Consider the following 12,818-nt stretch of genomic DNA (forward strand, 5'->3'; position numbering starts at 1 on the left):
GCATCCGTCCGGCGCAAGGGGCGGCGCGCGGCAAAGCCCGCTCAGTCGCGCGCGCGCAACACTCGCGCGGGCCGGGTCGCCAGCGGACGCCAGGCAAAGGCCAACCCCGAAAGAAGGGTCGCGAGCGCCCCGCCAAGGATGATCGCCACGGCAGAAACGGGTTCGAAGCGGTAGGTGCTGTCCATCACGAAGGTCATGACCGCCCAGCCGCCCAAGGCCCCGGCACAGATCGCCACGATCCCTGCCGCCGCACCCAGGATCGCGGAGCGGAGCGCGAAACTGCCAAGGATGCCCGCACGGCTGGCCCCCAGCGTCTTCATCACTGCCGCCTCGAAGACGCGGCCGCGTTCCCCGGCAGCGGCGGCCCCGATCAGGACGATGAACCCTGTCAGAAGCGTCGCCGCCGCGCCATAGGAGGTGGCGGCGGCAAGGCTGCGCAGCGCATCGGCCACGCGGTCAAGCGCGTCGCGGACCCGGATCGCGGTGATGTTGGGGGCATCGCCCGCCACGTCGCGCAAGATCGCGGCTTCTGCCTGTTCCTCGGCATAGACGGTGGCGATATGGGTATGGGGGGCACCGGCCAGCGCGTTTTGCGACAGGGTCAGGACAAAGCCGATGCCGGCGTTTTCGAAGCGCACATCGCGCAGGGCGGCAATCTCGGCCTCGATGTCGCGGCCAAGGATGTTGATGGTGAGCCTGTCACCGATGGTCAGGCCGATTTCGGCCGCTTCCTCGGCGGCGAAGGCGGCAAGGGGCGGACCGGCGTAATCGTCGGGCCACCATTGGCCTTGGGTGATTTCCTCGGGCGGGGGGGCGGTGGTGGTATAGGTCACGCCCCGGTCACCCTGGATCACCCAGTGATCGCCTGCCACGTCGCGCGCGCGCGCACCGTTGATGCGGGTGATGACGCCGCGCAGCATCGGGGCGGTGTCGACGCGGCTGACGGCGGGGTCATTGGTGACGCGGTCGAGGAAGGGTTGCAGCTGATCGGGCTGGATATCGACGAAGAAATAGGACGGGGCGACGGTCGGCAGGTCACGCTGGATCGCGGCGCGCAGGTTCGCGTCGATCTGTCCGACCGCCGCCAGAACCGCAAGGCCAAGACCAAGGGAGAGGACGACGCTTGTCGCCTCGGACCCCGGCCCGCCGACCGCGCCAAGCGCCGTCCGCAGCGCCGTGCGGCCCCGAAGCGCGCGGGCTCGCGACAGCCGCCGGGACAGCGCCCGGATGGCAAGGGCCGACAATGTCAGCAGAAGGAGGGAGCCGATGATGCCCGCCGCCGTCCCCATGGCAAGGCGGGAAATGCCCGATAGCCAGGTGGCAAGGCCGACAAGCACCACGGACAGGCCAAGGATCGTTGCCGTCCAGATCGGTCTGGGCCAGGCGCGCTGAGGGCCGGAGGCATCGCGGAACAGGGCTGCGGCGCGCACCTGTTCGGTGCGGGCGAGCGGCCAGAGGGTGAAGATCAGCGCCGTCAGCGCCCCGTAAAGCGCCGCCTCGGCCAAGGGGCCGGGGTAGATGGCAAAGGCGATGGGCACGGGCAATTGCGCTGCGATGATCGGGGAGAGCGCAAGCGGCAAGAGCGCGCCAAGCGTCAGGCCAAGCGCAAGTCCCACCAGCGTCAAAAGACCGATCTGGGCGAAATAGGCGGCAAAGATCGTGCGGCTTTCCGCGCCGAGCGTCTTGAGCGTGGCGATGGTTTCGATCTTGCCCTCCAGATAGGCGCGTACGGCGGACGAGATGCCGACGCCGCCCACGGCCAGCCCCGCCAGACCGACGAGCACCAGAAAGGCCCCGATCCGTTCGATGAATTCCTGCATGCCCGGTGCGCCGTTGCGGCTGTCGCGCCAGCGCATCCCGCTGTCTTCGAACCGGGCGCGGGCCTCGGTCTCGGCGGTTTGCAGGTCGCGGCCGGGGGGCAGGGCAAGGCGATACTGGGTTTCATAAAGCGTGCCGGGGGCGAGGAGGTTTGAGCCCGAAAGCCCGTCCAGCGTCACGATGGTGCGGGGGCCAAGGCCGAAGCCGCCCGAGGCCCCGTCAGGTTCCGTCAGCATCGCGGCGCGCAGCTCGAATTCCTGCGTGCCGAGGCGGAAGATATCGCCGATCCGCAGCGCCAGCCGGTCGATCAGGACCGGGTCCATCACCGCGCCGGGGCGGTCGGTGGTGGCCAGCGCCCGTTCGAGCGGGATGGCCGGGTCGAGCGTGACATGGCCATAAAGCGGATAGGCGCTGTCGACGCCGCGCACCTGTGTCAGGCCACGCTCGAGCGTGCCGTCGCGGTCGATCACGACCATGGAGCGGAAATCCACGGTTTCCGAGACGCGGCTGGCGATCCCCTCCATGAAGGCGCGTTCGTCAGGATCGGCGAAGCGGTAGGTAAAGGACATCTCGGCATTGCCGCCCAGGATCACCGCGCCCTCGCGGGTCAGTCCGGCCTCGATCGCCTCGCGCACCGAACCGACGGCGGCGATGGCGGCAACGCCAAGGGCAAGGCAGGCGAGAAAGATGCGAAACCCCTTGAGCCCGCCGCGGAGTTCCCGCCGCGCGATGCGCAGGAACATCGGGGACCAAGGGGTCATTCCGCGGCCTCGCGCAGGGTGCCCGTGTCGAGCCGCCCGTCGCGCAGGCGGATTTCCCGGTCGCAGCGGCGGGCAAGCTCGGGCGCATGGGTCACAAGGACGAGCGTCGCGCCATGCCGGTCGCGCAGCCCGAACAGCATGTCCATGATCGCCTGACCATTCGCGCCGTCCAGATTGCCGGTCGGTTCATCGGCCAAAAGGATCGCGGGGCGCGGGGCGGCGGCGCGGGCCAGCGCCACGCGCTGCTGTTCGCCACCCGACATCTGGCCGGGGTAATGATGCGCGCGGGCGGCAAGGCCAACGGCGGCCAGTTCCGCCTCGGCCCGCTCGAACGCATCGGCATGGCCGGCCAGTTCCAGCGGCGTTGCCACGTTTTCCAGCGCTGTCATGGTGGGGATCAGGTGGAAGGATTGGAAAACCACCCCCATATGGTCCCTGCGGAAGCGGGCGAGCTGATCTTCGGTCATCGCGGTCAGGTCGCGGCCAAGGGCGCGCAGATCGCCCCCGGTGGCCCGTTCAAGCCCGCCCATGAGCATGAGGAGAGACGATTTGCCCGATCCCGAAGGCCCCGTGAGCGCCACGGTTTCCCCTTTGTCCACCTGCAAGGTGATGCCATGCAAGATGTCGACGCGCCCCGCATTGCCATCGAGCGACAGGCGGGCCTCGGACAGGGACAGGACGGGATCGGACATGACTGAACGCCTCGGTTTACTTCTGTGTCAGGCATATGGGGCCTGTGCCACCATGGGCAAGGCGGCTGTTCTGTCGCTGGCCATGGTCCTGCCTGCTGCCGCGCAGGAGGTGACGATCGCGGCCTTGGGCGACAGCCTGACGCAAGGCTACGGTTTGCTGCAGGAGGACGGGTTCACCGCGCAGTTGCAGGATTGGCTGGTGGCGCGCGGCCATGACGTGGCCATTCTGAACGCGGGCGTTTCTGGCGATACGACGGCGGGCGGTCTGGCGCGGGTGGGCTGGACGCTGACGCCCGATGTGGATGCGATGATCGTGGCGCTTGGGGGCAACGACCTGTTGCGGGCGATCCCGCCCGAGGCGAGCCGCGCGAACCTCGAGGGTATCTTGCAGGCGGCGGAGGCGGCAGGGGTTCCGGTCTTGCTGGTGGGGCTGACCGCGCCGGGCAATTACGGGCCGGAATACCAGGCGGCCTTCGATGCGATGTATCCGGAATTGGCCGGAGCCTATGGCGCGCTGCATGTGGAGAGCTTTCTGGCCCCCCTGTCCGAAGCGGCGGAGGCGGACCGGCAAGGCGCGCTCACGGCCTATATGCAGGCCGATGGCATCCATCCCAATGCGGCGGGCGTTGCCCTGATCGTTGAGGCGCTGGGCCCGGAGGTGGAGCGGCTGATCGCGCGCGCAGCCGGGTCGTGAGCGGCGCTTGGCAAGGCGGGGCGGTCTTGGCTAGGCTTGGCCCTGTCCCTAAGGGCGAGGCGATCATGGGTGTATCAGTAGGGCGAGGGACGGGGCGATGAGCGACCCACAAAGCCTGCGCGTGGCGCTGGCGCAGATGTGTTCTGCCGATACCCACGCGGCCAATATCGTGACGGTCGCGGCCCTTGCGGCGCAGGCGGCGGGCGAGGGGGCCGAGATGCTGGTCCTGCCCGAGGTCGCGGGGCTGATGAACCGCAATCCCGAGACATCGCGCAAACAGGTGGTCGCGGCGGGGGATGACCCCTTCATCGGGGCCTGCCGCGAGATCGCGGCGCGGCATGGGCTTTGGCTGCACACGGGCTCCACACCCGTGCTGGGGCCGGATGGGCGGTTTCTGAACCATTCCACGCTGATCGACGCCAAGGGCGGGATCGTGGCGGAGTACGACAAGATCCATCTTTTCGACGTGACGCTGGAGGGGCAGGCCCCGATCGGGGAATCCAAGCGCTTTGCCCCCGGCACGCAGGCCGTGATCGCCCAGACGCCATGGGGGCCGATGGGGTTGAGCATCTGCTACGATCTGCGGTTTGCCTATCTCTACCGGGCCTATGCGCAGGCGGGCGCGGTGGTGATGTTCATCCCCTCGGCATTCACCGTTCCCACGGGGCGGGCGCATTGGGAGGTGCTTTTGCGCGCCCGCGCGATCGAGACGGGGGCTTTCGTTCTGGCTGCCGCGCAGGCGGGGCATCACGCCGATGGGCGGCAGACCTATGGCCATGCGCTGGCGGTCGACCCATGGGGCGGGGTTCTGGCCGATCTGGGGGAGGAGGCACCGGCGCTGCGGGTCGTCACGCTGGACCTCGGCGCGGTGGGGCGCGCGCGGGCGCAGGTTCCGGCCTGGGGCATCGCGCCGCCCGACCGGATCGACCCTGTCCGCACGGGGGGCTGACATGGCGGCGGCGGGGGATGCCGGGTCGCTGCCGGGTCTCTTGCGCGGGCTGGCCGGGGTCTTGGGCGATATCGACGGGGAACAGGGCTGGATCGCGGCGCTGCGGTTCGGCGTGGCGGGCGGCTTGGCCGAACTGGGGGATGGTGACGGGGCCGAGCCGCTGTTCCGGCAGCTTCTGGCCGGGAACCCAAGGCACCTGTGGGCCTGGATCGGCCTGATCGAGATTGTCCTGGGGCGGGGCGATGCCACGGGCGCGCTGGCCCTGGGGCGGGAGGCGCTTGGACATCTGCCACAGGAACGGCTCTTGCGCCGCAAATGCGCCGAGGTGGCCCAAGCCGCCGAAGGGCCGGAGGCAGCACTGGTCCTTTTGTGCGATCAGCCCCTCGCGGCGATGGTGGAGGAGGATCTGGCCCTTGCCATCGCCCTGCACCGGTCGGCGGGTCGCGTCGTGGAGGCCGAGCCGTTCTGCGCGCGTCTGGTCGCGTTGTCCCCGGCTCAGGCCGTGGCCCATCTGGCCCGGATCGAGATCGGCTTGGTCGCGGGCGATGCCGTGGCCGCCTGTGGCTGTGCCGAAGCGGCCCTTGCCCATCATCCGGATCACGACGAGATCCTTTTGCGCGCCGCACAGGCCTATCGGCTGGCGGGGGATGATATGCGGGCAGAAAGCCTTGCGCGGGCGGTGCCCGAAACCTCCCCCTTTGCCCCGTGGGGCGTGGCACTGCGGGCCGAGATCGCGGAGGCGCAGGGCGCGGCGGATCTGGCGCGCGGCTTGTGGTCGGAGGCTTTGGCCACGGGTCATGCGGAGGTGGCCGAGGTGGCGCGGTCGCGTCTGGGGTCCACGCCCCCCGATGCCGATACCGGGGATGCGCTATCGGCCCTGGAGGCGGCGCTTGCGGCGGGCGATGCGGCGGTCGCGGCCCTGTTGGCGCGGCTTCAGACGCAAGGGGATTTGCCGTGGTTCGTGGCCTTGCGACTGGCGGATCGGTTGGTGGAGGTCGGGCGTTTGGCCGAGGCGCAGAGCCTTGCCGATGCCTGTACCCTCTGCCCATGGACCGAGGGGGATCGGCGGGCCTTTGCGCTGGAGTGGCTGTTGTTGGCAGAGGGGCCGCTTTCGGCGCTTGATCATGTGCGGGCAGGGCCGCCCGTGCCGCGCCGCGATGCCGAGGCGTGTGAAAGGCTTGGACGTATCTTGCTGGCGGCGGGGCAGGCGCCTTTGGCGGCGCGTTACCTGCGGATGGCCGCGCGGCGCTGGCCCGGGGATGATGCGATCTTGCGGCGCACGACCGAGGCGATGATCGCCAGCGGATCGGCGGGGCAGGTTGCGGCACTTTTGGATGGGGCCCCTGCCGAGGCGGGTCTGGCCTGTCTGGTGGCCGCGGCCTTGGCCGTGGGTGATCCTTCTGCGGCGGTTGCCGCCTGTGCCGGGGCGGATGGGGCGCTACCGCTGATCGACCTGATCGAGGCGCAGCTTTTGCGTGGCGATCTGCCGGGCGCGGAAGCCAGCCTTGCCCGTCTGTCGATTGACGACGGACCGGAGGCCGAGGCGCTGATCTGCCGCCCGCGGGCGACGCGGTTGGGCAGTCTCTTGAACGAGGCACGTATTCTTGCCGCTCTCGGACCCGATGTGGCGGAGGATGCAGGCGGCTTTTTCCTGACCGCTCGCACGGCGCTTTTGCGGCGCGCTCCGGCCTCCCCCGATGCCGGCGCACAGGCTGAGGTGCCGGGCGCGCTGCACCTGGTCTGGCGTGGCGGGATGCCCCCGCCCGAAGTTGCGGAGCGGATGGTGACGGCTTGGCAGGCCGCGACGGGACGGGACCTGCGCCTGTGGGATCTTGCGACCGCTGGCCGGTGGATCGCGGATGCCTTGGGGTCCGAGGCCGCGCGCGCCTTTGCCATGGCGCAGGATGCGGAGCAGCGCGCCGATCTGGTGATGCTGGCGGTCCTGTCGGTAGAGGGTGGCATGGTTTGCAGTGCCGAGCAGGTCCCCGGCGGCGCGCTCGACACGCTGGTCCTTGGCGATGGCGCGACCCTGTTTCTGGAGGGAAGCGGCGGGATCGCGATGGATTGCATGATCGCGCCGCCCGGCCATGCGCTGATCCGCGCGGCACTTAAGGCGGCGCTTGCCGCCTGCCTGTCGCGGGAAACCGAGCATCGGTGGTTCAAGACCGGTCCCGGCCTGATGACGCGGGTCATCGCAGGGTCGCGCGCGGAGGTCGGCAGCGCCCCCCTGACCCTTCAACCCGCCGGTCGGTTGCGGCAGATCCTGCATCCCTGCCGCCCCATCGGGCGCGCCATGGCAGCGAGGATCGGGGCGGATTTACCTGCATGAGGGATGGCTGGCATCACGGCTTTACAAGGCGCTGTGTGCCGGGTGATGGTATCCGCGTAGCCCCTGTGGGCCACGACCTGTGCAGGAGATAACGAGGATGACCGGTAGGGTTGCCATCACGCCGATCTTGCTGTGCGGCGGATCGGGCACGCGGCTCTGGCCCCTGTCGCGACGCAGTTATCCCAAGCAATTCTCGGCGTTGATGGGCGAAGAAAGCCTGTTCCAGGCCTCGGTCCGGCGGGTCTGGGGCAAGGAATTCGCGCGGCCCGTCGTGGTCACGGGGGCGGAGTTTCGCTTCATCGTCACCCAGCAGATGGCCGAGGTGGGGGCGGATCCCGCCGCGGTGATCCTCGAGCCGTCGGCGCGCAACACGGGGCCTGCGGTTCTGGCCGCGGTGATGCAGGTGGCCCAGAACGATCCGGAGGCCATTGTGCTGATCGCGCCATCCGATCACGTGGTGCGCGACGTGCAGGCCTTTCACGCGGCCCTCACGGTCGCGGTCGGGGCGGCGGCGGAGGGGCGGATCGTGACCTTCGGCATCACGCCGGACCGGGCCGAAACGGGGTATGGGTACCTGGAGGTCGAGGGCGGGGTCGAAGCGGGGGTGGCTGCACCCTTGCGCCGCTTCGTGGAGAAACCCGATCGCGCGCGGGCCGAGGCGATGCTGGCCGAGGGGCGGTTCCTGTGGAACGCGGGGATTTTCATGGCGCGCGCCGATGTGCTGCTGGCGGCGTTCGAGCGGCACGCGCCGGGCCTGGTGGGGCCTGTTCGCGCGGCGCTGGAGGGGGCGCAGCCGGATCTGGGCTTTTTGCGGCTGGCAGCGGAGCCTTGGGGCGAGGCCGAGGAAATATCCATAGATTACGCGGTGATGGAGCGCGCGGAGAGGTTGAGCGTGGTGCCCTTTGACGGCGGTTGGTCGGATCTCGGGGGGTGGGAAACCGTCTGGCGCGAGATGGGGCCGGACGGGCAGGGCGTGGCGGCGTCGGGCGCGGTTCACGCGATCGACTGCCGCGATACGCTGCTCAGGTCCGAGGCCGAGGGGCAGGTGCTGATCGGGCTGGGGTTGGAGAGGATGATCGCGGTCGCGATGCCCGATGCGGTGCTGGTCGCGCCGATGGACAGGGCGCAGGATCTGCGGCTGGCGGTGGCCGCGCTGAAGGCGTCGGGGGCACGTCAGGCGACGGAATTTCCCAAGGATCACAGACCCTGGGGATGGTTCGAAAGCCTTGTTTTGGCTGACAGATTCCAGGTCAAGCGCATCCATGTCCACCCGGGCGCGAGCCTGAGTTTGCAGAGCCATCATCACCGGGCGGAGCATTGGATCGTGGTGCAGGGGACGGCGCGGGTGACGGTGGACGCCGAGGTGCGGCTGGTGAGCGAAAACCAGTCGGTCTACATCCCGCTGGGGGCCCGGCACCGGCTGGAAAACCCGGGGAAATTGCCCATGGTGCTGATCGAGGTGCAGACGGGCGGGTACCTGGGTGAGGATGACATCATCCGGTATGAGGACGGGTATGGCAGGGGGTAGGATCTCGTAGTTTTCCGGTAGTGCAAGCGTAGTGAGTATGTAGTGCTTTTTCCATTCCTTCGTCCCGACCTGCCTCGCCCAGATGAGTGGGTGCGCCTGCTCGATGCGGCCTATGACCAGAGATACTTTTCCAACTTCGGGACGCTCGCGACCCGGTTGGCCGACCGAATGGCGGCTGTTTATCTTGCACCCGGCTATCAGGGGGTTCTGTGTTCGAGCAACACGGCCGGATTGACCGCCGTGTTGCAGGCGCTCGACGTTGCGGGCCGTAAGGTGGCGCTTCCCGATTTCACCTTCGCGGCCACGCCACAGGCTGTTTTCGCGGCAGGGGCGACACCGGTCGTCTGTGATATCGACCCGCAGACTTGGGAGCTGTCGCCGGAAAGCCTGCGCGCCGCTTTCGAGGCCCATTCCGACATAGCCGCCGTTATCCATGTTCGGCCTTTCGGATTGATCCGGGACATTTCGGGCGTTCGAACCGTTTGTGCCGAGTATGAGCGCCCGCTCCTGATCGATGCCGCGGCTGGATTGGGGGCGCCCAAGGATGGCGCGGGGTTCGGGTCGGCTTTCGGCGAGATCGAGGTCTTTTCGCTTCACGCCACCAAGGTGTTTGCCGTGGGCGAGGGTGGGTTCATCGCGGCACCCGCGTCCATGATCCAGAAGATCAGGGCCGCAATGAATTTCGGGTTCAACCCGGATCGAACCTATGGCGAGGGACAGAACGCCAAGTTCGACGAGTTTCGCGCCGCGATCGGGTTGGCAATGCTGGGCAAGATGGACGCCATCGTGCCAAAAAGACAGGCACATGCCGCCTTTTACGATGAGTTGTTCGCGGCTCTTGGCGGATTCGGGACGGCGCAAGACCCGGGTCCGACGCCGTGGTCGACTTATCCCGTCGTGTTCGAACAGCCCGTGACCGCGACGACGCTGGGCGCCTTTGCCGACAACGGGATCGAGATCAAGAAATACTACTGGCCGGGTGTCCGGCGTGGCTATGTCGGCGGGCGGGAGATGCATGCTGTTGATCTGACACAAAGCCTTGCCATGCAGGACCGCTGCGCCTGTTTCCCGGTCTATTCGGATTTCTCGAGCGACATGGGTAGTCAGTTGCGGGAACGTGTTTTTCGGACCCTCTCAAGTTAAGGGAAAAACTGTGACCGATTTTTTTTCAGACAGGCTAAGCGATGGTTCTCCTGGCCATATTCGGAATTTATCAAAATCGGCGGCATATGGGTTATTGAAGCTTCCAGAGAATCTTCCCTCGTTAGATGAGTTGTTTGCAATTTTCTCACCTTCTGGAGAAGCAACGAATAACATTCTTAGTTTTCTTTCTTTGCGGCTCTTTCTGAGAGTCGCCTCAATGATTTTGAAGATTTTTTCTTGCGGGTGCTCAGGTCTGCCGACGATGAAACCGTTCTGAGTCTAACTAGTTGTGTGCGGCGTGAGTATACGCAGCTTATGGCAAGAATTAAGCCGAAATACCTCGCTGGCCTTGACTTAATTATACAGAGCTCATTTCATGATGATTTGTCCTTCAGATGGAGGTTTCTCAACTCTCTTCAAGATGAATTTGAGCGCGCTGCCTCGCGATCAATTTTTGCAGATAAAGACCCCCAAGAGTTCAATGAGTTCGAAATACTTATTCTTGTTGAGGAATTGCATCCCAACCCCCGATCTACGGTGAATAAACTTATTGCTGATTGGCTATATGTATGGCTTCGAGAAGAAGTAGGCAGGACGGCCAAGATCATTGTTACAGAAGATGCCCTTGCTCCTAAAGGATTACTTTTGGGTCGTACTGATGTTAGCATTTTGACAAAAGAAGATCTTTTTTCTACGATAGAGGGCCATAATATTCTAGATAGGGTTGATTTTATTGTAAGAAAAGACGTATCTATTTCCTCTTTTGTTAGTGATTGCCTTGATCGGTTTAATCCTTTGTCAATCGTAGAATTTCCCGGTCCGAGATGGGCTCTTTCATCCGTTGTGTCAAAATTTCTTCCATCTGTCGGGATTGAGCTTGCAAACGGAATGAATATTTCCCGTGGGCATCACATTGTAATTCCGAACGGAAGGGTTGGAAAGACTCAGCAGGAGCGATATGGTGACAAGCTTTTTATCTGCGATTACCCACAAATTCCGTTTTCGTCGGCGGTAAAGTACGATAGGGTAGAATTTGGCATTTCTGCGAATGCATTCGTCATTGTTTCCGTTGGGCGCGAATGGTATTCTCGTTCTGCCATTGAGGACGCAAGTGGCTTTCTTCAAATGGTGGTTGAAAATGTACTAAACGATGAGTCTTGTTGGATACTTGTTGGTCAAGCTGTCCCTTACAGTTTGCGTGAAAGCGTGGAGTTCATCGATCTACTTGATGCACGAAAAATAATTTTTATTGAGAACGAAGATGATTTGGTAGCGCTCTATAGGATATGTGACGCTTTTGTAATGCCACCAATTGGTGGAGGGGGCGTGGCATCGGGCTGGCTGCATCAACTAGCCTCCCTGTGCTTACTCTGCCTACATCTGATGGAGCTAAGAGCTTGCCAGAAGACTGCATCTTCGAGGATCTATCTGGTTTGCACCGTGCACTGCAAAGCCTGAAAAAAGACGTAGAGTACCGAAATAAGATGAAGGCATTGTCTGCTTCCGTCTTTGGAGAAAACTTGCTCAAAGCTGCCGCCAGAGGCTTGCATGAAGCATGCTGGAAATCCCGCCAGCAATTTTCGCGAATTAGTTTTGAGTGAGTTTTGGTGAGGATCGTTGATCTTGCAAAGCCCTTCCTTCAACCCCGGCTACGCCACTACCGAAGAACTCCGCACGCTAGGTTTCGCGCATGTGGGCAAGAATGTCATGATTGCGCACAACTGCACCCTGATCGGGCTGGAGAACATCCATATCGGTGACAATGTGCGGATCGACGGTCAGACCACCATCGCGGCGGCGCGCGGGCATTGCCGGATCGGTCGGAATGTTCATATCGGCGGGGGAACCTACCTGGCTTGCGCGGGAGGATTGGACTTGGCGGATTTTGTCGGCCTCTCCCAAGGCGTGCGCATCTACACCATTTCCGACGATTATTCCGGTGCGGCCATGACCAACCCCACCGTGCCACCCGACTTCACCAATGTCACCGTCGCCCCCGTGACCGTGGGACGACATGTCATCATCGGGTCGGGAAGTGTCGTTCTACCCGGGGTGGAGATTGGCGAGGGTGTGGCGGTGGGTGCGCTGAGCCTCGTGACCAAGAGCCTCGATGCGTGGGGCATCTATGCCGGAAACCCGGCAAGGCGGCTTCGCGAACGCAGCAAAGCCTTGCTGGATGCCGAGCGCCGGTATCTTGAACGCGAGGTCTAGGCAGCCGGGGACAGCGGAAGGAATGAGTGCAAGACATTCAGGTCGTCGGCGTTGATGAGCTGCAGGTTTTTTCGCAGGCTGGCAGTCATCTCCACCTCATCCTTGCCTGCCGATGTATTCGCCTTCACCGCCTGATGGGTGAAACCTGGATAGGCCGCTGCCAACCTCTCCATCGCCTCGTCAAACGCCTCCACCCGTCCCACGACGCTCAGCGCCGCGAGCGCCCGTTTCGCGCGGTCGAGTTCCGGTTCCGCGCCCGGCATGAGGCTGGCCAGCCTGTGGGTCTGGAAATTCCGGCATTGGCGGTCGCCGGGGCGGGCGAGGCGGGCGCGGACGTAGCCTTCGAAATCATGCTCCTTGGCGAGCCGCGCGCCCCATGTGTCGGCGTTCTGGGTCCGCTCGAAACGGTAGGCGGATTTGATCCGCTCGATGGGGTCGCGCAGGAGCAGGAAGGAGATCACGCGCACCCCGTCGATATGCGGGATCGGCCCCATCATCGTGTGGGAGGAATAGGCGATGGCCTCGGGCGTTTCGCGTATCCATGCCTCGACCAGCGGCGTGTTGTTGCCGCCCATGGCGGGAAATTCGCGCGTGACCCATCGGTCGGGGAAGTTGCGTTTCAGGATCGCGTCGACGGATGTGCCCGCGTTCTTGAACAGGTGGTAGTGCAGGATGATGGTGCGTTCGGCCATC

Annotated in this window: 11 protein-coding genes; 8 read left to right on the forward strand and 3 right to left on the reverse strand. The window is 64.8% G+C overall.

Annotation, left to right across the window (positions count from 1 at the left end):
- Window positions 1-41: 41 nt before the first annotated feature.
- Window positions 42-2,579 carry an ABC transporter permease gene (locus AABA51_RS01845; RefSeq protein ID WP_338273844.1) on the reverse strand — a complete coding sequence of 846 codons (2,538 nt, stop codon included), beginning with the start codon at window positions 2,577-2,579 and terminating at the stop codon, window positions 42-44.
- The gene (locus tag AABA51_RS01850; RefSeq protein WP_338273846.1) at window positions 2,576-3,271 is read right to left on the reverse strand and encodes an ABC transporter ATP-binding protein; all 696 of its coding nucleotides are present in this window, start codon (window positions 3,269-3,271) and stop codon (window positions 2,576-2,578) included. Before AABA51_RS01850 ends, AABA51_RS01845 begins: the two co-directional genes overlap by 4 nt.
- Between AABA51_RS01850 and AABA51_RS01855 the strand changes: the two genes are divergently transcribed.
- From AABA51_RS01855 to AABA51_RS01890, 8 genes are all read left to right on the forward strand, one after another.
- Window positions 3,270-3,965, forward strand: coding sequence for an arylesterase (locus AABA51_RS01855; RefSeq protein WP_425328829.1), 696 nt, complete (start codon window positions 3,270-3,272; stop codon window positions 3,963-3,965). The two genes, AABA51_RS01850 and AABA51_RS01855, sit on opposite strands and share 2 nt — an antisense overlap.
- Before the next feature lie 97 nt (window positions 3,966-4,062).
- The gene (locus tag AABA51_RS01860) at window positions 4,063-4,914 is read left to right on the forward strand and encodes a carbon-nitrogen hydrolase family protein (protein ID WP_338273847.1); all 852 of its coding nucleotides are present in this window, start codon (window positions 4,063-4,065) and stop codon (window positions 4,912-4,914) included.
- Between the two features lies 1 nt (window position 4,915).
- Window positions 4,916-7,243, forward strand: a complete 2,328-nt coding sequence (locus tag AABA51_RS01865) for a hypothetical protein (RefSeq protein WP_338273850.1) — start codon at window positions 4,916-4,918, stop codon at window positions 7,241-7,243.
- 97 nt (window positions 7,244-7,340) lie between these two features.
- The gene (locus AABA51_RS01870; protein WP_338273852.1) at window positions 7,341-8,771 is read left to right on the forward strand and encodes a mannose-1-phosphate guanylyltransferase/mannose-6-phosphate isomerase; all 1,431 of its coding nucleotides are present in this window, start codon (window positions 7,341-7,343) and stop codon (window positions 8,769-8,771) included.
- Between the two features lie 90 nt (window positions 8,772-8,861).
- The gene (locus tag AABA51_RS01875; RefSeq protein ID WP_338273853.1) at window positions 8,862-9,914 is read left to right on the forward strand and encodes a DegT/DnrJ/EryC1/StrS family aminotransferase; all 1,053 of its coding nucleotides are present in this window, start codon (window positions 8,862-8,864) and stop codon (window positions 9,912-9,914) included.
- 10 nt (window positions 9,915-9,924) lie between these two features.
- Window positions 9,925-10,191, forward strand: a complete 267-nt coding sequence (locus tag AABA51_RS01880; protein WP_338273856.1) for a hypothetical protein — start codon at window positions 9,925-9,927, stop codon at window positions 10,189-10,191.
- Between the two features lie 107 nt (window positions 10,192-10,298).
- Window positions 10,299-11,372, forward strand: coding sequence for a hypothetical protein (locus AABA51_RS01885; protein ID WP_338273858.1), 1,074 nt, complete (start codon window positions 10,299-10,301; stop codon window positions 11,370-11,372).
- A 165-nt stretch (window positions 11,373-11,537) separates the two neighbouring features.
- Window positions 11,538-12,125: an acyltransferase gene (locus AABA51_RS01890; protein WP_338273860.1), complete on the forward strand. Its 588-nt coding sequence runs from the start codon at window positions 11,538-11,540 to the stop codon at window positions 12,123-12,125.
- Here the strand turns inward: AABA51_RS01890 and AABA51_RS01895 are convergent.
- Window positions 12,122-12,817: a hypothetical protein gene (locus AABA51_RS01895; RefSeq protein ID WP_338273862.1), complete on the reverse strand. Its 696-nt coding sequence runs from the start codon at window positions 12,815-12,817 to the stop codon at window positions 12,122-12,124. The genes AABA51_RS01890 and AABA51_RS01895 overlap by 4 nt on opposite strands.
- Window position 12,818 lies beyond the last annotated feature (1 nt).

It is taken from the genome of Roseicyclus marinus, from assembly GCF_036322625.1.
GTDB classification, from domain to species: Bacteria; Pseudomonadota; Alphaproteobacteria; order Rhodobacterales; family Rhodobacteraceae; genus Roseicyclus; species Roseicyclus marinus_A.